The sequence below is a fragment of the Cupriavidus sp. GW822-FHT02D05 genome (genome assembly GCF_058802485.1).
The window spans coordinates 54,796-74,859 of record NZ_JBXAOE010000027.1 but is presented as its reverse complement, the minus strand read 5'-3'; the positions used below and the strand labels follow the sequence as shown (position 1 = coordinate 74,859).

General features: G+C 67.8%; 22 protein-coding genes. 13 read left to right on the top strand and 9 right to left on the bottom strand.

The window, feature by feature from the left end:
• Positions 1 to 79 precede the first annotated feature (79 nt).
• The gene (locus AC1RQK_RS29900) at positions 80 to 1,336 is read left to right on the top strand and encodes a muropeptide transporter (RefSeq protein ID WP_174426061.1); all 1,257 of its coding nucleotides are present in this window, start codon (positions 80 to 82) and stop codon (positions 1,334 to 1,336) included.
• A gap of 59 nt (positions 1,337 to 1,395) precedes the next feature.
• On the opposite strand, the gene AC1RQK_RS29895 is transcribed toward AC1RQK_RS29900, so the two are convergent.
• Both AC1RQK_RS29895 and AC1RQK_RS29890 read right to left on the bottom strand, forming a co-directional pair.
• Positions 1,396 to 2,226, bottom strand: a complete 831-nt coding sequence (locus AC1RQK_RS29895) for an acyl-CoA thioesterase (protein WP_492373919.1) — start codon at positions 2,224 to 2,226, stop codon at positions 1,396 to 1,398.
• 99 nt (positions 2,227 to 2,325) lie between these two features.
• Positions 2,326 to 3,264 carry a DMT family transporter gene (locus AC1RQK_RS29890; protein ID WP_492812895.1) on the bottom strand — a complete coding sequence of 313 codons (939 nt, stop codon included), beginning with the start codon at positions 3,262 to 3,264 and terminating at the stop codon, positions 2,326 to 2,328.
• A gap of 121 nt (positions 3,265 to 3,385) precedes the next feature.
• Between AC1RQK_RS29890 and AC1RQK_RS29885 the strand changes: the two genes are divergently transcribed.
• Positions 3,386 to 4,303: a LysR family transcriptional regulator gene (locus AC1RQK_RS29885; protein ID WP_492812893.1), complete on the top strand. Its 918-nt coding sequence runs from the start codon at positions 3,386 to 3,388 to the stop codon at positions 4,301 to 4,303.
• A gap of 39 nt (positions 4,304 to 4,342) precedes the next feature.
• On the opposite strand, the gene metW is transcribed toward AC1RQK_RS29885, so the two are convergent.
• A complete protein-coding gene (gene metW / locus AC1RQK_RS29880) occupies positions 4,343 to 4,954 on the bottom strand; it encodes a methionine biosynthesis protein MetW (RefSeq protein WP_492812891.1) in 612 nt (203 codons plus the stop codon).
• Entirely contained in the window at positions 4,951 to 6,123 is a 1,173-nt protein-coding gene (metX, locus tag AC1RQK_RS29875) for a homoserine O-succinyltransferase MetX (RefSeq protein ID WP_416050246.1), read from the bottom strand. Before metX ends, metW begins: the two co-directional genes overlap by 4 nt.
• A 357-nt stretch (positions 6,124 to 6,480) precedes the next feature.
• On the opposite strand from metX, the gene creB reads away from it, so the two are divergent.
• From creB to AC1RQK_RS29850, 5 genes are all read left to right on the top strand, one after another.
• The gene (gene creB, locus AC1RQK_RS29870) at positions 6,481 to 7,179 is read left to right on the top strand and encodes a two-component system response regulator CreB (RefSeq protein WP_492812888.1); all 699 of its coding nucleotides are present in this window, start codon (positions 6,481 to 6,483) and stop codon (positions 7,177 to 7,179) included.
• 41 nt (positions 7,180 to 7,220) lie between these two features.
• Complete coding sequence (gene creC / locus AC1RQK_RS29865) at positions 7,221 to 8,663, top strand: two-component system sensor histidine kinase CreC (RefSeq protein ID WP_492812886.1); 1,443 nt, start codon at positions 7,221 to 7,223, stop codon at positions 8,661 to 8,663.
• Positions 8,664 to 8,773: 110 nt separating this feature from the next.
• Complete coding sequence (gene creD, locus AC1RQK_RS29860) at positions 8,774 to 10,204, top strand: cell envelope integrity protein CreD (RefSeq protein ID WP_492373914.1); 1,431 nt, start codon at positions 8,774 to 8,776, stop codon at positions 10,202 to 10,204.
• Positions 10,205 to 10,220: 16 nt separating this feature from the next.
• Positions 10,221 to 10,778 (top strand): metal-dependent hydrolase, encoded by a 558-nt coding sequence (locus AC1RQK_RS29855; RefSeq protein WP_492812884.1) that lies wholly within the window; start codon positions 10,221 to 10,223, stop codon positions 10,776 to 10,778.
• Positions 10,779 to 10,881: 103 nt separating this feature from the next.
• Positions 10,882 to 11,703, top strand: coding sequence for a DUF817 domain-containing protein (locus AC1RQK_RS29850; protein ID WP_492373954.1), 822 nt, complete (start codon positions 10,882 to 10,884; stop codon positions 11,701 to 11,703).
• 54 nt (positions 11,704 to 11,757) lie between these two features.
• Here the strand turns inward: AC1RQK_RS29850 and slmA are convergent, their stop codons facing one another.
• The 3 genes from slmA to argB are packed head-to-tail and all read right to left on the bottom strand — an operon-like array spanning position 11,758 to position 14,381.
• The gene (gene slmA / locus AC1RQK_RS29845; RefSeq protein WP_043343042.1) at positions 11,758 to 12,417 is read right to left on the bottom strand and encodes a nucleoid occlusion factor SlmA; all 660 of its coding nucleotides are present in this window, start codon (positions 12,415 to 12,417) and stop codon (positions 11,758 to 11,760) included.
• Complete coding sequence (locus AC1RQK_RS29840) at positions 12,414 to 13,394, bottom strand: pyrimidine 5'-nucleotidase (RefSeq protein WP_492812882.1); 981 nt, start codon at positions 13,392 to 13,394, stop codon at positions 12,414 to 12,416. Before AC1RQK_RS29840 ends, slmA begins: the two co-directional genes overlap by 4 nt.
• A gap of 57 nt (positions 13,395 to 13,451) precedes the next feature.
• The gene (gene argB / locus AC1RQK_RS29835; RefSeq protein ID WP_006162725.1) at positions 13,452 to 14,381 is read right to left on the bottom strand and encodes an acetylglutamate kinase; all 930 of its coding nucleotides are present in this window, start codon (positions 14,379 to 14,381) and stop codon (positions 13,452 to 13,454) included.
• A 260-nt stretch (positions 14,382 to 14,641) separates the two neighbouring features.
• On the opposite strand from argB, the gene AC1RQK_RS29830 reads away from it, so the two are divergent.
• The 3 genes from AC1RQK_RS29830 to AC1RQK_RS29820 all read left to right on the top strand — a co-directional run bounded on the left by AC1RQK_RS29830 (position 14,642) and on the right by AC1RQK_RS29820 (position 15,762).
• Positions 14,642 to 15,220 carry a sigma-70 family RNA polymerase sigma factor gene (locus tag AC1RQK_RS29830; RefSeq protein ID WP_183032177.1) on the top strand — a complete coding sequence of 193 codons (579 nt, stop codon included), beginning with the start codon at positions 14,642 to 14,644 and terminating at the stop codon, positions 15,218 to 15,220.
• Positions 15,221 to 15,310: 90 nt separating this feature from the next.
• Positions 15,311 to 15,538 (top strand): zf-HC2 domain-containing protein, encoded by a 228-nt coding sequence (locus AC1RQK_RS29825; RefSeq protein WP_492812879.1) that lies wholly within the window; start codon positions 15,311 to 15,313, stop codon positions 15,536 to 15,538.
• Positions 15,535 to 15,762: a cysteine-rich CWC family protein gene (locus AC1RQK_RS29820; protein ID WP_492373909.1), complete on the top strand. Its 228-nt coding sequence runs from the start codon at positions 15,535 to 15,537 to the stop codon at positions 15,760 to 15,762. The genes AC1RQK_RS29825 and AC1RQK_RS29820 overlap by 4 nt, the downstream gene beginning before the upstream one ends.
• Here the strand turns inward: AC1RQK_RS29820 and AC1RQK_RS29815 are convergent, their stop codons facing one another.
• Positions 15,763 to 16,275 carry a DMT family transporter gene (locus AC1RQK_RS29815; RefSeq protein WP_492812877.1) on the bottom strand — a complete coding sequence of 171 codons (513 nt, stop codon included), beginning with the start codon at positions 16,273 to 16,275 and terminating at the stop codon, positions 15,763 to 15,765.
• Between the two features lie 94 nt (positions 16,276 to 16,369).
• Between AC1RQK_RS29815 and AC1RQK_RS29810 the strand changes: the two genes are divergently transcribed.
• Positions 16,370 to 17,305: a LysR family transcriptional regulator gene (locus AC1RQK_RS29810; RefSeq protein WP_174426049.1), complete on the top strand. Its 936-nt coding sequence runs from the start codon at positions 16,370 to 16,372 to the stop codon at positions 17,303 to 17,305.
• Positions 17,306 to 17,339: 34 nt separating this feature from the next.
• Here the strand turns inward: AC1RQK_RS29810 and AC1RQK_RS29805 are convergent, their stop codons facing one another.
• Entirely contained in the window at positions 17,340 to 17,819 is a 480-nt protein-coding gene (locus AC1RQK_RS29805) for a copper chaperone PCu(A)C (RefSeq protein ID WP_492812875.1), read from the bottom strand.
• A gap of 214 nt (positions 17,820 to 18,033) precedes the next feature.
• Here AC1RQK_RS29805 and AC1RQK_RS29800 point away from each other — a divergent pair, with 214 nt between their 5' ends.
• Together AC1RQK_RS29800 and AC1RQK_RS29795 are read left to right on the top strand one after the other, a co-directional pair.
• Positions 18,034 to 19,437, top strand: coding sequence for an ATP-binding protein (locus AC1RQK_RS29800; protein ID WP_492812873.1), 1,404 nt, complete (start codon positions 18,034 to 18,036; stop codon positions 19,435 to 19,437).
• Positions 19,434 to 20,057: a response regulator transcription factor gene (locus AC1RQK_RS29795; protein ID WP_492374306.1), complete on the top strand. Its 624-nt coding sequence runs from the start codon at positions 19,434 to 19,436 to the stop codon at positions 20,055 to 20,057. Before AC1RQK_RS29800 ends, AC1RQK_RS29795 begins: the two co-directional genes overlap by 4 nt.
• Positions 20,058 to 20,064: the final 7 nt, after the last annotated feature.

Sequence of the window (20,064 nt, the reverse complement as noted above, 5' to 3'; positions counted from 1 at the left end):
GGTAATGCAATAATACACGGCGCCTTGCCCAGCCTGATTGCCCCGATTGCCCCGACAGCCCCGCTCGCCATCCTGATTCATGACCTTTCAAGCCTATCTCGACATTTTCCGCAATCGCCGCATCGGCGCCATGCTCACGCTGGGCTTCGCGTCCGGGCTGCCGCTGGCACTCACCTCCGGCACATTGCAGGCCTGGATGACGGTGGAAGGGCTGGATATCAAGACCATCGGCTTCTTCTCGCTGGTGGGCCAGGCCTATATCTTCAAGTTCCTGTGGGCGCCGCTGATGGACCGCTATACGCCGCCGCTGCTGGGCCGGCGCCGCGGCTGGCTGCTGGTGACCCAGATCGGGCTGGTGCTGGGCATCGCGGGCATGGCCTTCTGCCCGCCGCACGAGGCGCTGTGGACACTGGCGGCGCTGGCCACGCTGGTGGCCTTCTTGTCTGCCTCGCAGGACATCGTGTTCGACGCCTACAGCACCGACGTGCTGCGCGCGCCGGAGCGTGGCGTGGGAGCGGCGGTCAAGGTGCTGGGCTACCGGCTGGCGATGCTGGTGTCGGGCGGGCTGGCACTGTGGCTGGCCGACCGCGTGATGGGCTGGCAGCAGATGTACCTGCTCATGGCGGGGTTGATGGGCATCGGCATCGTCAGCCTGCTGTGGGCGCCCGAGGCGGAATCGCCGGCGCGCACGCCACGCTCCATGGAGGAAGCCATCCTGGGCCCGCTGCGCGACTTCTTCTCGCGCCCGGGCGCCTGGTGGCTGCTGCTGCTGATCGTGCTCTACAAGCTGGGCGATGCGTTTGCCGGCAGCCTGTCCACCACCTTCCTGATCCGCGGCGTGGGCTTTTCGGCCGGTGAAGTCGGCCTGGTCAACAAGACGCTAGGGCTGGCCGCCACCATTGTGGGCGCGCTGTTCGGCGGCACGCTGATGGTGCGCCTTGGCCTGTACCGCTCACTGATGCTGTTCGGCATCTTGCAGGGGGTGTCCAACCTCGGCTACTGGATCCTGGCGGTGACGCCGCCGCACCTGTGGACCATGGGCGCCACCATCGCGGTGGAGAACCTCTGTGGCGGCATGGGCACGGCGGCCTTCGTGGCGCTGCTGATGACGCTGTGCAACCGCTCGTTCTCGGCCACCCAGTACGCGCTGCTCTCGGCGCTGGCCTCGGTCGGGCGCGTCTATGTTGGCCCCAGCTCGGGCTACCTGGTGGAGGCCTTCGGCTGGTCGGCCTTTTACCTGAGCACCGTGGTGGCGGCGGTGCCCGGCGTCGTGCTGCTATGGGCGATGCGCAACACCGTGCATCGCTACGAAGCCCGGGCCCGCGCCGCGGCCTAGCCCCCGACACCCAGCAGCGCGAACGCTTACTCGCCTGGAGGCTGTTTCAGAATGGCCTCTTACTGCTTGTAGTAGACGATCTGGTGCGAGGTCGCGAGCAGTTCTCCCTGCGGGCTCCAGATCTGCGCGCTCTGGTCGAAGAAGCCCTGGCGGAACACCTGCGCCTGGGCGCTGCCCAGCACGTGGCTGTTGCCCAGCGCGGCCAGGGTCGGGGCGTCGGCATGGAAATACGTGGTCAGCGACACCGTGCCGGCCGGCACGAAGCCGGCGCGCTTGAGAAAGATGCGCGGGTAGAAGGTGTCGCACCATGCCGCCATCGCGGCGAAGTCCGGCGTACGCGCGGGCGCATCGCGCAGCCAGAACTGGGTCACGCTGTCCGGGTTCTCGGTGCCGGCCTCGACATTCGGCTTGGCGCCGCGCACCGGCCGCAACTCATACGCATCCAGCCAGCGCACCGGTGCGAAACCGGCCATCGGGGCGACATCGCTTGCCGGCGGCACCTGCGGGAACACGGCCTCGCCGCAATTCCAGGTCTCGCGGCGCACGGCGAAGAAGGCGGTAGCCGTGGTCGCCACTTCGTCGCCCTGGCGCAGCTCGATGGTCCAGTGCTGGGTGTTGCGGTTGGTGCGCACCGGACGCGCTTCGATCACGAACGGCCCTTCGACGATCGGGCCGGCAAAGTTGACGGTCAGCGCGGACGGATCGCCCAGCCGCTCGGGATGCTGCAGCACGGCTTGCAGCAAGGTGGCCGCAGTGATGCCACCGAAGGGGCCGATCATGTTCCAGTAGGCCGGCGTGGTGCGGCCGTGGAAAAGATTGCCTCCCGCCGGCTCCAGCGCGATCGCGTGGTCGAAGGAATGGATGGTCTGGCTGGCTGGCGTGGCGGACATGTTGGGGACCAAAAAAAGTACGATCGTTCGATAATACTGCAAACGGCAGACAGGCGCTGGCACCGCGTCAACCGGGCGCCCCTCCAATCCGCCGCCGGGTCAGCCCCGCGCCCGCCGCAGCGGATTCCAGCCGAGCTGGTTGCCGATCACCGCCAACAGGATCAGCGCCATGCCAGCGAGCTGTAGCGGCGTGAGCACCACCCCAAACACCAGCACGTCAATCACGATGGCCACCAGCGGATAGACAAACGAGAGCGTGGCGATCGACAGCACGTTGAGGCGCTGGAAGGCGCCATACAGCAGCGTGTACATCACGCCGGTATGCACGAGGCCTAGCGCCAGCAATGCCCCCCAGGTCCGCCCGCCGAACGTCTCGACCGCCGGATGCGCCAGGGGGAACAGCATGACCACCCCCATCGCCATCTGCAGGCCCGCGATCTGCCCCGCCGGAATCCCCTTGAGCCGGCGCGTGGCCATGGTGGTGATGGCGTACAGCAACGCCGCCAGCATCGCCAGCCCGACCCCGGCCAGCATGCCGCCGGTGGCACCGCCGTGCTCCAGCCCGGTAATCAGCACCACGCCGCCAAAGGCCAGCACCAGCCAGGCAAGCCGCCCGGGCGCGATGGCCTCGCGCTGGAACAGCGCCGCCAGCAGCAGCAGGAAGAAGGGCTGGGTGTGATAGACCACGGTGGACACCGAGATGCCGCTGTACGAATAGGCAGAGAACAAGGCCAGCCAGTTGAGGATCAGCGTAACGCCGCCCAGCGCCAGCCAGCCCCAGTCGCGGGTGCGCATGGGCTGCCAGCTGCGCCGCAGGGCGAGCGTGCCCAGCAGCGCGGCGCCGCCGAAGATGCAGCGGAAAAACACGACGTCCAGCGGCGACTGCCCGCTGGTCACCACGAACCAGCCGATGGTGCCCGACAAGGCCATGGCGGCCACCATGCGCCAGGCACCGCCGCGCCGGGCGGGTTCCGTGGCCTGCGGGGCCGGGGTGGCGGCCGGGGAAACCACGGCGGCGCCAGATCGATCGATATTCATGGATGTCTCCTACGGAGCTTCGTACGCTTGGACGTCATTGTTCCATCGTGCATTCAGGTCAACAATCCATCCGATAAGCAATTACCATTTGATCTGTAATCACAAATGCGGGAGCCAGTCCATGCCGGTCGCGCAACTCAACGCCATGGCCGTGTTCGCCCGGGTGGTGGAATGCGGCAGTTTCTCCGCCGCCGCCCGCGAGCTTGGCATGACACCCTCCGCCGTCAGCCGCCATGTGACGCGGCTGGAAGCGGCCATCGGCGGGAGCCTGCTGCAACGGACCACGCGCGCCTTCACCCTGACTGAGCTCGGACAGGCAGTGCACGCCGCGTGCGCCCGGATGGTGGCCGCGGCGCAGGAAGTCAGCACGCTGGCCAGCGACCACGGCGGCGAGCCGCACGGCGTGCTGCGGGTCAGCGCACCGGTGGTGTTCGGGCAGGCCTGGCTGGCGCCGCGGCTGCCGGCCCTGCTGGACCGCTTTCCCGCGCTGGACCTGCAACTGACACTGGCGGACCGCCTGGTGGACCTGGTGGAAGAAGGCGTGGACGTGGCCATCCGCATTGCGCGCGAACTGGCGCCGGGGCTGGCGGCGCGGCCAATCCGCGCGGTGCGTTACCGGCTGGTGGCAGCACCCGGCTGGCTGGCGCGGCATGGCACGCCAGCCGAGCCGGCGGCGTTGGCCGGGCATCGCTGCCTCTACCTGGGCTATGGCGCCTTTGGCGAGCGCTGGAGCCTGCGGCGCAAGCGCGACGGGCAGACCGTGGCGCTGCGCATCCCGCCGAAGGTCACGCTCAACAACAGCGCGGCCATTGTCGCCATGGCGCAGGCCGGCGGGGGCATCGGGCTGGTGCCGGACTTCTCGGCCGCCGCGGCGCTGGCGTCGGGCAGCCTGGTGCCGGTGCTGGACGACTGGGAAATCCTCGAGCCCTACGTGGGCACGGCCTTCGCGGTCTACACGCCAACCCGCCACCTGGCCCCCAAGGTGCGCGCCTTGATTGACTACCTGGTGGCGCAGGCCGCGCTGGAGACCCACGACTAGCACGGCGGGCGGCTAAGCGCAGCCCCCGCCCTCGCCGGCTCAGGCGGCGCAAACCCGGTACACCGCCAGGCTGCCGCGCCAGTTCGAGCCCCAGTTGACCGTCACCCCCTCGTGCATCACCACGCGGTCGAGGATGCGCAGGCCGACCTTGGACGCCAGCGACTCAAAGTCACTGATGGTCAGCACCCGCACGTTCGGCGTGTTGTACCACTGGTACGGCAGCGCCTCCGACACCGGCATGCGCCCGCGGAACACCGACAGCCGGTGCGGCCAGTAGCCAAAGTTGGGGAAGGACACGATGCATTCGCGCCCGACCCGCAGCGTCTCGCGCAGGACCTGCGCAGTGTTGTGGATGGTCTGCAGCGTCTGCGACAGGATCACCGTATCGAAGCTCTTGTCCTCGAACAGCGCCAGGCCGCCTTCCAGGTTCTGCTGGATCACATGCACGCCCTTCTGCGCGCATGCCAGCACGCCTTCGTCCTGGATCTCGATGCCGTAGGCCTGCACGTCGAGCTCGTCCTGCAGCACGCGCAGCAGGCTGCCGTCGCCGCAGCCCAGGTCGAGCACGGTGGAATTGGGCTCGATCCAGCGCGCGATGGCGCGGAAGTCGGGGCGCAGCGCCAGGATATTGGGGTTGGCCGCGGCATTCATGCGCCTATCTCCTCGGCAATGCGTTCGTAGTAGGCGCGCATCAGGTTGTGATAGCGCGGGTCGTCCAGCAGGAAGGCATCGTGCCCGTGCGGCGCATCGATCTCCGCATAGCTGACCGGGCGCTTGTTGTCGAGCAGGGCTTTGACCAGCTCGCGGCTGCGATTGGGGGCGAAGCGCCAGTCGGTGGTGAAGCTGGCCACCAGGAAGCTGGCCTGCGTCTGCGACACCGCGCGCGTGAGATCGCCGCCGAAGGCCAGCGCCGGATCGAAGTAGTCGAGCGCGCGCGTGATCAGCAGGTAGGTGTTGGCATCGAAGTACTCGGCGAACTTGTCGCCCTGGTAGCGCAGGTAGCTCTCCACCTGGAACTCGACATCGAAGGAGAAGCGGATGTCATCGGTCTTGAGCTCGCGGCCGAATTTCTCCGCCATGTCCTCGTCGGACAAGTAGGTGATATGGCCGATCATGCGCGCCACGCGCAAGCCGCGCTTGGGCTTGACGCCGTGCGCGTAGTAGTTGCCGCCGTGGAAATCGGGGTCCGACAGGATGGCGCTGCGCGCGACCTCGTTGAAGGCGATGTTCTGCGCCGACAGCTTGGGCGTGGAGGCCACCACGATGCAGTGGCGCAGCCGATCCGGGTACATCAGGCTCCAGGCCAGCGCCTGCATGCCGCCCAGGCTGCCGCCCATCACCGCCGCGAACTGGGTGATGCCGAACCGGTCCGCCACGCGCGCCTGGGCATTGACCCAGTCTTCCACGGTGACCACCGGGAAGGTGGCGCCGTAGGGCTGGCCGGTGGCGGGGTTGGCACTCATCGGGCCAGTCGAGCCGAAGCAGGAGCCAAGGTTGTTGACGCCGATGACGAAGAAGCGGTCGGTGTCGAGCGGCTTGCCCGGGCCGACCATGTTGTCCCACCAGCCGACATCGCGCAGGTCGTGCTCGTACACGCCGGCCACGTGGTGCGAGGCGTTAAGCGCGTGGCACACCAGCACGGCGTTGGAGCGGGCGGCGTTGAGCGTGCCGTAGGTCTCGACCATCAGGTCGTAGTCGGCGAGCGAGGTGCCGTTGCGCAGCTTCAACGGCTCGGTGAAATGCATGCACTGCGGCGCGACGATGCCGACCGAGTCGGTCGGCAGGGCAAGCGCGGCAGGAGGCGGAGCTACGTCTGTCATGGAATAAGCCCGTTGGCAAACAGGCGTAAAAAAACCCGACCGGCCTTGCGTGGACGTTGCCTGCGGATGACATCAAACCTGACATCAAGCACAGCATCAACGACGGCGCAGCCAAATCGGGTTTTGCACGGGTCTTGCGTCCCGCGTGCCGGTGCCTTGCGTGGCAGGGAACCGACCCACCTCTTTAGCCGCATTTATATTGGCTGCCGGAACCCCCAAAACCAATCCTCCAGGGGTTACCATGCCGCCGCGCGCCCGCAAGCCAGTCTTCAAATCGGCGCGACCCGCTTATTATAGAGCAAACAAACGCGCCGGCGGCGGCGCGCCGCCAGACGCTAACCAAACGCCAATCCAGCCTTGACGAAACCACCCAGCATCCTGGTCATCGAAGACGAATCCGCGATCGCGGACACCATCCTCTATGCGCTCTCCACCGAAGGCATGACGGTCGAGCACTGCGCGCTCGGCAGCGCCGCGCTGGCGCGCCTGCGCGCGCAGGCGCCGGACCTGGTGATCCTGGACGTGGGCCTGCCCGACATCAATGGCTTCGAAGTCTGCCGCACGCTGCGCACCTTCTCCGATGTGCCGGTGATCTTCCTCACCGCGCGCAACGAGGAAATCGACCGCATCGTCGGCCTGGAGATCGGTGCCGACGACTATGTGGTGAAGCCCTTCTCGCCGCGCGAGCTGGCGGCGCGGGTACGCGTGATCCTGCGGCGTGCCGGCAAGCGCGCAACAGCGCAGGAGCCGGTGCAAGCCCCGGCGCCGCCTGAAGGCTTCACGCTCGATGCCGACGGCGCGCGCCTGGCCTGGCGCGGCCAGTGGCTCGACCTGACCCGCTACGAGTACCGGCTGCTGGCCTTGCTGCTGCAGCACCCCGGGCGCATCTATTCGCGCGCGCAGCTGATGGACCTGGTCTGGCACGACGCGGTCGACACCATCGACCGCACCGTCGACACGCATATCAAGACGGTGCGCGCCAAGCTGCGCGCGCTCGATCCCGAGTGCGATTCGATCCGCACCCATCGCGGCATGGGGTATTCGCTCGAAGGCTGAGTCCCTCCTTCACTTCACTCACAACGCACCCACGGCTACGCATGCATATCGGGCTTCGCATCTTCCTCGGCTTCTTCCTGATCGTCGGGCTGGCGGCTTTCCTCACGCTGCGGGTGTTCGTGCAGGAGGTCAAGCCCGGCGTGCGGCAGGCCATGGAAGACACGCTGGTCGACACCGCCCACGTGCTGGCGGTGCTGGCCGCCGACGACATGAAGAGCGGCCGCATTGCCAACGGCGCCTTCGCGCGCCGCCTGGCGCGGCTGCGCGAGGACAAGGTCGACGCCAATGTGTGGGGCATGCACAAGGATGCGGTGGGCTACCGCATCTACATCACGGACGAGCGCGGCATCGTGCGCTTCGATTCCGGCGAGGCCGCCGTGGGCGCGGATTACTCGCGCTGGAACGACGTCTACCGCACGCTGCGCGGCGAGTACGGCGCGCGCAGCACCCGCGCCAACCCCGACGACGACGCCAGCACGGTGATGCACGTGGCAGCCCCCATCCGCGACGGCAACAAGACCATCGGCGTGCTGACCGTGGCCAAGCCCAATGTGACCATGGCGCCGTTCATCGAGCGCAGCCAGCGCAAGATCCTGCTCAACGGCCTGCTGCTGATGGGCGGTGCGTTCGTGATCGGCCTGGCCTGCACGCTGTGGCTGGTGCACGGCCTGCGCCGCCTGCAGCGCTACGCGCGTGCGGTGGCGTCGGGCGAGCGTGCCGAGATGCCGCTGCGCGGCGCCAGCGAGCTGGCCGAGCTGGGGCGCTCGGTGGAGAGCATGCGCTTGCGGCTGGAGGACAAGCAGTACGTCGAGCACTATATCCACACGCTGACGCACGAGATGAAGAGCCCGCTGGCGGCCATCGGCGGCGCCGCCGAGCTGCTGCAGGAGGACATGCCGGCCGCCGACCGCAACCGCTTCGTCGCCAATATCCGGCGGCAGGCGCAGCGGCTTGAGGAAATGATCCGCAAGCTGCTGGCGCTCGCGGCACTGGAGCAACGCCAGAGCCTGGAGACCCACGCGCCGGTTGCGCTGGAGCCGCTGATCGAGCAGTTGCTGCATGAGCTGGAGCCGCGCGCGCGCCAGCGCGACCTGACGCTGCGCTTGCTGCCGCCGGGCCAGCCCGCAGCGGTGGTGAGGGGCGATCCGTTCCTGCTGCACCAGGCGCTGGGCAACCTGCTGGAGAATGCCATCGACTTTGCGCCAGCGGCCAGCACGGTCGACGTGTCCGTGGCGCACGGCAATGAGCCCGCTCACATGATCGCCGTGCGCGTCACCGATCACGGCCCCGGCGTTCCCGACTATGCGCTGGCGCGCCTGTTCGAGCGTTTCTATTCGCTGCCGCGCCCCGGCGGGCAAGACAAGAGCACCGGGCTGGGCCTGTGCTTCGTACGCGAGATCGCCACGCTGCATCGCGGTGACATCACGCTGGCCAACCGCGCCGAGGGTGGCGCGTGCGCGACGCTGACGCTGCCTGCGGCATAGCGGCTTCACACTCAACACACAAGCGCGCGAATCGCTTCACGCAGGCTTCCGCGGCGGCTCACATGGCAAGCCTAAGCTAGCGGCATCGTCACTCCCGCGCGCCTGCCGCCATGAACCGAATCCTGTTTTTCAAGTCCGCCATCACGGCGTTCCTGATCCTGCTGATCCTGATCCCGCTGCACCTCGTGGGCAACGCCGTGCAGGACCGCAAGCACTACCGCGAGGAAGCGGTGCGCAGCGTCTGGCAGAGCTACGCCGGCCCGCAAACCCTGACCGGCCCGGTGCTGGTGCTGCCGTACAAGGAGATCCTGCGTGTGACGGACAGCAGCGACCCCAAGCGGCCGAATGCCACCGTGCTGCAGGCGGAGGCCGGGCAGCTGCTGGTCTTCCCCACCACGCTGCGCGTCAAGGGCGAGGTCACGCCGAGCGAGCGCTATCGCGGCATTCACAAGGTGCTGGTGTACGAGATGCAAAGCCGCTGGCAGGGCACCATCGCGCTGCCCGATCCGGCCGAGCTGCCGCGCTCGGCCGGCCACGTCGGCTTTGAGGTGGGCCAGCCATACATCACGATCGGCATCAGCGACACGCGCGGCCTGATGGCGGCGCCTGCGTTCGAGCTGGACGGCAAGGCGCTTAAGCTGGAGCAAGGCGCACTGCTCAAGAGCCTGTCCCAAGGCCTGCACGCCGAGATCGACCTGCCGCCCGCCAAGGCCGCCAAGCCCGGCCTGGATGGCAGGTCCGCACAGGCCCAGCGCGTGGTGCCGTTCTCGCTGACCTTGCCGCTGCTGGGCGCGCAGTCGCTGGCCTTCACCCCGGTGGGCGACCAGAACGATATCTCGCTCGATTCCGCCTGGCCGCATCCGAGTTTCGACGGTGACTTCCTGCCTCGCACCCGCAGCGTGACCGCGCAAGGCTTTCGCAGCAACTGGAGCGTGACCTCGTACAACACCAAGGCTCGCGGCCAGCTCGCTGGCTCGGGCGACGGCACGCTGGAAACGGTGTCGGTGACGCTGATCGATCCGGTCAACATCTACCTGCAGGCAGAGCGCGCGGTGAAGTACGGCGCCATGTTCGTGCTGCTGACCTTCGCCGGCTTCTTCATGTTCGAGCTCATCAAGCGCCTGCGCATCCACCCGATCCAGTACCTGCTGGTGGGCCTGGCGCTCGCGGTGTTCTTCCTGTTGCTGCTGAGCCTGTCCGAGCATATCTCGTTCGCGCTGGCCTACCTGGCGGCCAGCGGTGCCTGCATCGGGTTGCTGGGCTTCTACTTGTCGTTCGTGCTGCAGAGTTGGCGGCGCGGGCTGGCCTTTGCCACGCTGCTGACGGTGCTGTACGGCGCGCTCTATGGCCTGCTGCTGTCGGAGGACAATGCGCTGATGCTGGGCTCGCTGCTGATGTTCGTGATCCTGGCTGCCATCATGGTCATGACCCGGCGCATCGACTGGTACGCCGCGGGCGCCGCATGGCAGCCGCTGCGCGACAAGCCTGCCGCCCCGGCCGGCGAAGAAGACGCCGGCGCTGCCGCCTCGGCATCAGCCTGAGCGAAGGCGCAACGCCATGCCAACCTACCTTCATTGCGCCCCGCCACTCGCGCTGGCGGCCGTGCTGGGACGGCGGCGGGTGCCGGCCGGCCTGGTGCTGGCTGGCGTCGCGGCGAGCATCGTGCCGGATGTCGACATGCTCAACGTCTGGTACGCCGGGGTGCGCTACAACACCTTGCTGGGCCACCGCGGCCTGACCCACTCGATCGGCTTCGCGGTGGCGCTTGGCCTGCTGGCCGCGCTGGCGGCGCGGCGCTGCGGCTGGCAGCGCGGCATCGCGTTCCTGTTCATCGCACTGAGCACCGTGTCGCATCCCTTGCTGGACCTGTTGACCGACCGCGGCATCGGCACGGCGCTCTTCTACCCACTGACGGCGCAGCGCGTGACCTTGCCATGGCGGCCGCTGCCGCTGGCCGGCGCGGGGCTGTTTGGCGCTGCGCGCTTCTGGCTGGAGTGTGCGTGGATCGGCCTGCCGCTGCTGGCGTTCGCCACGCTCGGTGCTGCGCTGCGCCGCTGGTGCGATCGCATCAGGCCTGTCGATCGCCGCGTGCCGGTGCGCGCCTGTGCGGACTGACGCCAGCATGACAACCACCGCTACACGCATGCGCGATTCGCCCCGCTTGCGCCCTGGGCTGCACTACGACCATGGCCCCGCGCATAACCGGCTCGACCGTATCCTGACCGCGCCACGCCCTGGCCTTGCGCTCACCGGCGCGCGGCGCGGGCTGTGCGAGTTCCTGGCCTTCGGCGTCAAGGAGGCGCGCTCCTGCTTGTTCGCGGGGCTGTTCTTCCTCTGCGTGTTCGCTGTCCCGCGCGGCGGCCTGCTTGGTATCCCGCGCTACGACCTGCTGCTGGCAGCCGCGCTCGGCATCCAGGCGGCGATGGTGTGGGCGCGCCTGGAAACGCTGGACGAACTAAAGGCCATCAGCCTGTTCCACGTCGTGGGCTTCGCGCTGGAGGTGTTCAAGGTCTCGGGTGGCATCCAGTCCTGGAGCTACCCGGATTTTGCGTACACCAAGGTGCTGGGCGTGCCGCTGTTCTCGGGCTTCATGTACGCGGCGGTAGGCAGCTACATCATCCAGGCCTGGCGCATGCTGGACGTGAATGTGCGCCATCACCCGCCGTACTGGATGGCGGGCCTGATGGCGGCGCTGGTCTACGCGAACTTCTTCACCCATCACTTTATCGGTGACTACCGCTGGTACCTGGCTTGTGGCATCGCAGGCCTGTACGCGCGCACCACAGTCCGCTTCCGCCCGCTGGACCGCGAGCGCGAGATGCCGCTGTTGCTGGCCTTCGTGCTGATCGGGCTGTTCGTCTGGATCGCGGAGAACATCAGCACGTTCTTCGCGGTATGGCACTACCCCAACCAGCTTGGCGCGTGGTCGGCGGTGCATGTGGGCAAGTGGAGTTCCTGGTCCCTGCTGATCGTGATGACGTTTACCATCGTGGCCAACCTGAAGCACATCAAGGCCAGCATCCATGTGCCGGCGGCCTGATGACGAAAAAAAGGCAGGCGCGAGCCTGCCCTTTCTCATGGCCGATGGCGCGGCCTAGCCGAGCAACACGCGCAACTGCGCGTCCGCGTTCTCGCTCGGCAGCTTGCGAAAGCCGCTCTTGGCGTAGCGGTGCCACTGCCCCTGCACGGTCGCCACGATCAGCGCGGCGCGCACCGGCACATCGGCGTCGGGCGGAAACGCACCCTGGCTGATGGCGATCTTCAGGCACTGCCGCAGCGAGGCCTCGATCCGGTCCACTACCTGGTTGATGCGCTCCTGCAGGCGATCATGCTCGCCCACCAGCGCTTCGCCGGTCAGCACGCGCGTCATGCCGGGATTCTTCTCGGCAAAGGACAGCAGCATGCGCACCACGGCGTGCGCCTGGCGCAAACCATGCTCTTCCTGGGTGGTGATCTGGTTGATCAGTCCGAAGACGGTCTGCTCGATAAAGCCGATCAGGCCTTCGAACATCTGCGCCTTGCTGGCGAAATGGCGGTACAGCGCCGCCTCCGATACGCTGAGCTTGGCCGCCAGCGCCGCGGTGGTGACCTTTTCCCCGCGCGGCACTTCCAGCATCCCGGCCAGCGTCTGCAGGATCTGCACACGCCGCTCGCCAGGACGCGGGCGTTTGCGTGCCGGCGCCCCGTCCGCGCCTGCGCCCTGCCCGGCAGCGGCCGGAGCCGCACCCGATGGGTGCCCGTTACTGTGCATCATGACCCGATTCTCCGCATTCGTCGTTGGAGTTGATGCATGGATTGTACTTTTACGTCCACATAGCCGGGGCGATTTACGATCCGCGCCCGCACGCGCGGCGCCGATGCCGGCAGCGCCTGCGGCGCTGTCGTGCCAGTCGCCAGCGCGGGCGGATCCTGCGTCTCGGCCGCCACCAGCGTCACCGAATGTTCCTGCGCGGCGTGGCCGGTGTGCTGCCGGTCCTGCGCATCCAGCGTGCTGCGCAGCACGGCGTCACCGCTGGCGCCCGCCACCGCGGAGCCCGCGGGCATCGGCACGTCGTGCGGACGCGATGGCGCCAGCGTGCGCAGGTAGCCCGTCACCCAGGCCGTGCGAATGCCCGTGCCCGCGTAGCGCTTGAGGTGGGACAACGTGTCTTCCACCAGCACCGCACGGTGCGGCGCCACCCGCTGCTGCACCAGCAACCGGCGCAACATGCGCCGGTCCGGCTTGGGCCGAAGATGGCCGTGCACCCACATGTCCTCAATCGCGACCACCCGCTCGAAACACTGTTGGATGCCAGCCACCTTCATGACCGCGCGCGCGTATTGCTCCGGTGCGTTGGTCACCAGGATCTTGCGCCCGGGCAGGCGGCGCAGGTGGCCGACCAGGCCGCGCTGCACCCGCACCATCTCCGCCAGCTCGGGGAAATCATGCGCGGCGCGCAGGAAGTCGGCCGGGTCCACGTTGTGGTGGCGGATCATGCCCAGCAGCGTCGCGCCATAGCGCTGCCAGTACTTCACCCGGACTTCGCTGGCGGTGGCCTCGTCACTGCCCAGCACGCGCGCGACATACGCCGTCATCAACTGGTTGATGGCGGGAAAGATCGCATGCGACGCGTCGTGCAGCGTGTTGTCGAGGTCGAACAGCCAGACCGTGCGGCCGGAATTGTCGCCCGCTGGGCGGCGTCGGCGCGCACCGCGCAGGCTGCGGCGCAAGGGCGGGGAAATAGTGGGCACGCAGGAAGAAAAAGAAGTGAAGCGGCAGCGCGCGACGCGCGCTGCCGTAGATGCGTTCTAGTGCGAACGGATCATGGTACCGAACGCTTGTTCGGTCAGGATTTCAAGCAGCAGCGAGTGTTCGATGCGGCCATCGATGATGTGCACCGAATTCACGCCGCTCTTGGCCGCGTCCAGCGCCGACGAGATCTTGGGCAGCATGCCGCCGGAGATGGTGCCATCCGCGAACAGCTCCTCGATCTCGCGCGCCGACAGGTCGGTCAGCAGGTTGCCGGCCTTGTCCATCACGCCCGGGATGTTGGTCATCATGACCAGCTTCTCGGCCTTGAGGATCTCGGCCATCTTGCCCGCCACCACATCGGCGTTGATGTTGTAGGCCTGGCCGTCGTCGGAAAAGCCGATCGGCGAGATCACCGGGATGAAGGCGTCGTCCTGCAGGGCCTTGACCACCGCCGGGTTGATGGCCTCGATATCGCCCACGAAGCCGATGTCGATGAAGGCGCCGGGGCTTTCGCGGTCCGGCATCTTGAGGCGCTTGGCGCGGATCAGGCCGCCGTCCTTGCCGGTCAGGCCCACGGCCTGGCCGCCATATTGGTTGATCAGCATGACGATGTCCTGCTGCACTTCGCCGCCAAGCACCCATTCGACCACTTCCATGGTCTCTTCATCGGTAACGCGCATGCCCTGGATAAACGTGCCGACCTTGCCGACCTTCTTCAGGGCTTCGTCGATCTGCGGGCCACCGCCGTGAACCACGACCGGGTTCATGCCGACCAGCTTGAGCAGGATCACGTCGCGCGCGAAGCCGTGCTTGAGCTTTTCCTCGGTCATCGCGTTTCCGCCGTACTTGACCACAATGGTCTTGCCGTGGAACTTGCGGATATAGGGCAGCGCCTCGGCAAGGATTTCGGCCTTGAGGGCTGGGGCAATTGCGGCCACCGCGGTAGCGGCAGGCCCAGGGGTGTCGGCGTTCATGGCAAGGGACATCCGTGAGATTCAACAGGTATCATGGCAATTCTGACCGGCGGTGAGCGATTGGTTAAGGGGCTTTTTACCCCGAATAGGCCACCTCCGGCCGCGGCAGGCGCCGATTTTACAAGAAACCGTGGCGCACGCGTGCAGACGGTGGTGCAGCGGGGGTTCAAAACCGGTGCATGCGTACTGCGGCGCACCATGGCGTTCTATCCACGCAACAGTTGTCCAACGGTTGTCCAACAGTCGCATCGCCACCGAATAGCGGCAACACAATGAGCCTGCACCCCGACGATCTTAGCGCCCTGCGCCCCCATTTGCTGCGCTTCGCCCGCCTGCAACTACGCGACCAGGCACTGGCCGAGGATACCGTCTCCGACACCCTGGTAGCCGCGCTGGAACACCCGGAGCGCTTCAGCGGCCAGTCCGCGCTGAAGACCTACCTCATCGGCATCCTCAAGCACAAGATCATCGATACGCTGCGCAGCGGCCGGCGCGAAGTACGCCTGACGCTGGGCGGCGGCGACGAAGACGGCGAGGCGCAGTCGGATATCGATGCCTTCGACGCCCTGTTCGCCAAGAACGGCCACTACCATACGCCACCTTCCGACTGGGGCAACCCGGACCGCGCGCTGGAGCGCCGCGAGTTCTTCGAGATCCTCCAGCTGTGCGTGGACAAGCTGCCCGCCAAGATCGGCCGGATTTTCATGATGCGGGAATGGCTGGAGCTGGAAACCGAAGAAATCTGTCAGGAACTCGAGATCACGACGACTAATGCCTGGGTCATGCTGTACCGAGCCCGCATGCGCCTGCGCGAGTGCCTGGAACTGAACTGGTTTGGGCAGAAGGCGTGAGCGCCTGACGCTCGCCCGAGCTTGTAAGCAGGCCGGGGCAGCCAGGCAAGCTGCCCCGGCCCGAAACCGCCTCTCCGACCGAAGGAAGCCATGCCTGACACGCCACCCCACCGCCGGCTGCTGCCAAACTGCCGCGAGATCCACCACCTGACCATGGAAAGCATGGACCGGCCGCTGAGCTGGTTCGAGCGCGTGCGCATGCGCGGACACATGGCCATCTGCGATGCATGCACCAATTTTTCGGGCCAGATGAGGCTGATGCGCTCCGCCATGTCCCGGCTGGGCCAGGAAGACGAGCTGCCCGGGGACAAGCCGTGAGCGATCCGGCCACGGTGCTGACGGGGCAATTGCGCCCCATCGAGCATTGCAGCGCCTGCGGCGCCGGCTTTGTCTGCGGCTATGCCGCCGGCCTGCCCCACTGCTGGTGCGCCACCCAGCCGTTGTTGCCCGCCCGCCAGATCGTGCCGGGCCAGCACTGCCTCTGCCCCGCCTGCCTGGCACGCCGCCGCGAGGATGCCGGCCAGGCGCAAACCAAGGGCTGATCAGTTCGCCGACTGCGCTGGCGTTGTGCTGCCCGCGCCCGCCGCGGCGAACTGCATCACCACCACCCCCAGCACCACCAGCGCGGCGCCGGCCATGCGCCCCGGCGTCACGGCGCGCGCCGCGAAACCCGCCAGGCCAAACTGGTCCAGCAGCAGCGCGCCCACCATCTGCCCCGCCACCACCGCCGCGATAAAGCCGCCTGCGCCCAGGCGCGGAGCCAGCACCAGTGCCACGGTAATGTAGTACACGCCCGCCACGCCACCGACCCACATCCAGCCCGGCCCGCCCACCGCCAGCGAGGGCAGCGGAACCTTCAGCAGCCACAGCAGCGGCACCACCACCGCCAGGCTGACCAGCAGCGACACCACAGTGGCCCATAGCGGATGGCCCAGGCTGCGCCCGAGCGCGGCGTTGGCGCCGGCCTGAAAGGGGATCACCGCCCCGGAAACAATGGCCACCAGGACGGGAACGAGGCCGGCAAGCGCCGGCGAAAAGTGATTTATACCAGGCATTGTGGCATCTCCTTCGCCAAAAATTGGATGCCCCAGTGTGAAATATTGCGCCGCGAATTACCAATTCTCGTTTCGTAGCGTTAATATGCGCCGCATGAATGATCTCCGCGGTATCGACCTGAACCTGCTGGTGGTGCTGGAAGCCCTGCTGGCCGAACGACATATTTCGCGCGCCGCGCTGCGCCTGCACCTCAGCCAGCCTGCGGTGAGCCACGCGCTGGGCCGCCTGCGCCAGTTGCTGGACGACCCGCTGCTGGTGCGTGGCCAGGGCGGCCTGGTGCCGAGCGCGCGCGCCCACGAACTGGCGGGCCCGCTGGCCGAGGCGCTGGCGCAGGTACGCATCCTGCTGGGGCCTTCCGGCTTCCAGCCCGCCACGGCGCGCCGCAGCTTCCGCCTGGCCATGTCCGACTACGGCGCCATGGCGCTGCTGCCCGGCCTGCTGCGCGCGGTGCGCAAGATCGCGCCTGGCATCGACCTGGTGGTCAGCCAGGCCAGCCGCGAAGCCATGACAGCCAAGGTCGCGGACGGCGAGATCGACCTGGCGCTGGGCGTGTTCGGGCAGCCCCCGGAAGGCGTGCACTGCACGGAGCTATTTGAGGAAACCTATGCCTGCATGGTGGATGCGGCCACGGTGCGCGGCCTGGGCAAGCTTGACCAGGTGGCGTACCTGGCCCGCTCGCATGTGCTGGTGGCGGCCCACAGCGAGCGCGTAGATGCCATCGACGCCGCTGTGGCCAAGGTGGGCGGGCGGCGCAAGATTGCCTGCGTGCTGCCCCACTGGAGCGTGGCGCCAGCGCTGATTGCCGGCACCAACCTGGTCCTGACCACTGCGCGCCGCAGCCTGGCCGCGTTCGAGGAGGACCCGCGCTTCGCGGTGTTCGATCCGCCCTTCCCCCTGCCGGGCTTTGGCTTCAGCCTGATCTGGCACGACCGTACCGACGCCGATCCCGGCCATAGCTGGCTGCGCGACCGCGTGATCGCGGTGGCCGCAGGCGACGAGCCGGACGACGCGATCAGCCTGCGCAGCTAGGCAGCCCAGCTAGCTGCCTGTACGGCTCAGTGCTTCAGTGCTTGTGGTCACCGTGCGCGCCGGCGGCCGGCGCCGTTGCGGTGAGGTCGCGCACTTCGGCGTCGACCTTCTGCTCGGTCACCTTGCCACCCTGCTCGATCTTGAGCGTCAGCGGCACGGTGTCACCCTTCTTCAGCGGCGACTTGAGACCCATCAGCATCACGTGATAGCCACCCGGCTTGAGCTCGACGTCCTGCATGCGGGGCAGGTCGAGCGCGCCGATGGCACGCATGCGCATCACGTTGCCATCCATCTTCATCTCATGCACTTCGGCTGTGGCTGCCGCCGGCGTGCTGACGCCGATCAGCTTGGCGGGCTCGTGCGCATGCAGGGTCATGAACACGCCGGTGGCGGTCTGCGCCGGCACGGTGCCGCGCGCCCAGGCGTTGCTGACATCGACCTGGGCAAAAGCCGCGTTCGAGCACAGCGCGGCGAGCAGGGCGGCGGGCACCGCGGCGAGGAATCTGGCTTGCATCTGGACTATCTCCACTGAGATTCAAAGGACTGCACAAAGAGAACATTAGACCATGGCGTCCCTGGCGACGTGAGCCAGGCGGCGCAAATCGAGGAACCGGCCGGTTGGCTACCCGGCAGCGAACCGTTCAGTCTGGCAGCGGCCCCGGCGCCAACCAATGCGGCACGGTGTCGCACGCGGCAGGCCGGGCGCCGGTCGTTGTTAAACTCGCGGCATGGATACCATCGCAGCCGTGCCGCCAGACACGGCCCCCTCCCGCCCCGGCTCCGCCACGAGCATCATCCCGGTCCGTCACAACCTGATGAGCCTGCGCCGCCTGTTCTGGCTGCGCTGGGCGCTGATGGGCGGGCAAGCGGTGCTGCTGGTTTCGTGCGAGGCCGTGGCCGGCGTGATCCTGCCATACAGCCCCCTGCTGGCGATCCTGTCCCTGCAAGCGGTGTTCAACCTGCTCACCGGCCTGCGCCTGCGCATGCACACCAGCCGCGGCGGCATGCCGAGCGACGCCGAGCTGATGGGCCAGCTGATGGTCGACCTGACGGCGCTGTCGGCCAACCTGTTCTTCACTGGCGGCGCGACCAACCCTTTTGTCTCGTTCTACCTGCCGGGCCTGGCGATCGCCGCCGCGATCCTGCCGTGGCGCAACGTGATCGCGCTCGCCGCCTACGCGATGGCCTGCTACAGCCTGATGCTGATCGAGTATGTGCCGCTGAACCTGCACAACCCGGACAACGCCATCAACTATCACCTGGCCGGCATGTGGCTCAACTTTGTCGCCAGCGCGACCATGATCGCGGTCTTCGTGGCGCGCCTGTCCGGCGTGCTGCGCCAGCGCGACGCGGAGCTCAACCTGGCACGCGAACAGTTGCTGCGCGACGCGCGCATCGAAGCGCTGAACGACCAGGCCGCGGCGGTCGCCCACGAGATCGGCACGCCGCTGGCCACGCTGGCGGTCATCGCCGGCGAGCTGCGCGCCGATGCGGCGGACCCGCGCCTGGCCACCACGCAAGTGTCCGCCTACCTGCCGGACCTGCAGACCATGGAACAACAGCTCGAGCTGTGCAAATCGATCCTGGCCCGCCTGCGCGACGACCACGAGACCGCAGCGCCGCAGCGCATCGATGCGTGGCTGGACGGCTACGTGGAACGCTGGCAGTTGCGCCACCCCCATGCCCGGCTGGAAGCCAATGCCATTGGCGAAGCCGCGGCCCTGCCGGTGGAGGCCGCGCGCGTGGGGCAGATCCTGACGATCCTGCTGGACAACGCCGCGCGCAGCCAGCTGGCCGCGGGGCACGAGCAGATTCCGCTGCGCCTGGCCATCGCGCTGGAGAACACCCGCGCGCTGCCGACGCTGATCTTCCGCGTCACCGACCGCGGCCTGGGCATCCCAAAATCCCAGCGCGCGCGCCTGGGCGAAGCACCGATGACCAGCATGCACGGCGGCCAGGGCATTGGCGTGTACCTGGCGCAAAGCGCGGCCCAGCAGATGGGCGGCCGGCTGGCCTGGCATGACCACCACGAGGGCGGCACCGTGGCCGAGCTGCGCCTGCCCGCGCCTTCCCTGGCAGCCTTACCGGCCGCCTCACCGTTTGCCTCACCCCTGACAACGAGCCCGCGATGACCGACGCCCCCCACGATCCCGCCGCCGCCGGCGCACAGCCCGGCGCCAGCGATGCCGCTCCCTTCCTGGTCGTCGACGACGATGCCGTGTTCGCGGGCGCCCTGGCACGCGCGCTGACGCGCCGCGGCTACGCCGTGCAGATCGCCCATAACCGCCAGCAGGCGCTGGCGCTGGCGGCACAAACGCCGTTTGACTACATCACGCTGGACCTGCACCTGAGCGCGCCGCCGGAAGCCGGCAGCACCGCGCCAGCCGAGTCTGGCCTGCAACTGGTCGCGCCGCTGCGCGCGGCGTTGCCCGATGCGCGCATCCTGGTGCTGACGGGCTATGCGAGCATTGCCACCGCGGTGGCCGCGGTCAAGCACGGTGCTGATGAGTACCTGGCCAAGCCGGCCAATGTGGATTCGATCCTGACGGCGCTGATGGCCGGGGTATCGGAAGACGCGGCCGAAGCCGCCATGGAAGAGCCGGTGCCGCTATCGGTGGCCCGGCTGGAGTGGGAGCACATCCAGCGGGTGCTGTCCGAACACGAGGGCAACATCTCGGCCACCGCGCGCGCGCTCAATATGCATCGGCGCACGCTGCAGCGCAAACTGGGCAAGCGGCCGGTATCGCGCTAGGCGTTCG

What these genes read in the sequence shown, in the direction of transcription:
- slmA (WP_043343042.1), bottom strand. Translation starts at nt 12,417, where the DNA reads ATGATGCACAGTAACGGGCACCCATCGGGTGCGGCTCCGGCCGCTGCC.
- AC1RQK_RS29900 (WP_174426061.1), top strand. Translation starts at nt 80, where the DNA reads ATGACCTTTCAAGCCTATCTCGACATTTTCCGCAATCGCCGCATCGGC.
- AC1RQK_RS29800 (WP_492812873.1), top strand. Translation starts at nt 18,034, where the DNA reads ATGGATACCATCGCAGCCGTGCCGCCAGACACGGCCCCCTCCCGCCCC.
- AC1RQK_RS29895 (WP_492373919.1), bottom strand. Translation starts at nt 2,226, where the DNA reads ATGTCCGCCACGCCAGCCAGCCAGACCATCCATTCCTTCGACCACGCG.
- AC1RQK_RS29855 (WP_492812884.1), top strand. Translation starts at nt 10,221, where the DNA reads ATGCCAACCTACCTTCATTGCGCCCCGCCACTCGCGCTGGCGGCCGTG.
- AC1RQK_RS29810 (WP_174426049.1), top strand. Translation starts at nt 16,370, where the DNA reads ATGAATGATCTCCGCGGTATCGACCTGAACCTGCTGGTGGTGCTGGAA.
- AC1RQK_RS29795 (WP_492374306.1), top strand. Translation starts at nt 19,434, where the DNA reads ATGACCGACGCCCCCCACGATCCCGCCGCCGCCGGCGCACAGCCCGGC.
- metX (WP_416050246.1), bottom strand. Translation starts at nt 6,123, where the DNA reads ATGACAGACGTAGCTCCGCCTCCTGCCGCGCTTGCCCTGCCGACCGAC.
- creC (WP_492812886.1), top strand. Translation starts at nt 7,221, where the DNA reads ATGCATATCGGGCTTCGCATCTTCCTCGGCTTCTTCCTGATCGTCGGG.
- argB (WP_006162725.1), bottom strand. Translation starts at nt 14,381, where the DNA reads ATGTCCCTTGCCATGAACGCCGACACCCCTGGGCCTGCCGCTACCGCG.
- AC1RQK_RS29805 (WP_492812875.1), bottom strand. Translation starts at nt 17,819, where the DNA reads ATGCAAGCCAGATTCCTCGCCGCGGTGCCCGCCGCCCTGCTCGCCGCG.
- AC1RQK_RS29890 (WP_492812895.1), bottom strand. Translation starts at nt 3,264, where the DNA reads ATGAATATCGATCGATCTGGCGCCGCCGTGGTTTCCCCGGCCGCCACC.
- AC1RQK_RS29815 (WP_492812877.1), bottom strand. Translation starts at nt 16,275, where the DNA reads ATGCCTGGTATAAATCACTTTTCGCCGGCGCTTGCCGGCCTCGTTCCC.
- creD (WP_492373914.1), top strand. Translation starts at nt 8,774, where the DNA reads ATGAACCGAATCCTGTTTTTCAAGTCCGCCATCACGGCGTTCCTGATC.
- metW (WP_492812891.1), bottom strand. Translation starts at nt 4,954, where the DNA reads ATGAATGCCGCGGCCAACCCCAATATCCTGGCGCTGCGCCCCGACTTC.
- AC1RQK_RS29825 (WP_492812879.1), top strand. Translation starts at nt 15,311, where the DNA reads ATGCCTGACACGCCACCCCACCGCCGGCTGCTGCCAAACTGCCGCGAG.
- AC1RQK_RS29885 (WP_492812893.1), top strand. Translation starts at nt 3,386, where the DNA reads ATGCCGGTCGCGCAACTCAACGCCATGGCCGTGTTCGCCCGGGTGGTG.
- AC1RQK_RS29830 (WP_183032177.1), top strand. Translation starts at nt 14,642, where the DNA reads ATGAGCCTGCACCCCGACGATCTTAGCGCCCTGCGCCCCCATTTGCTG.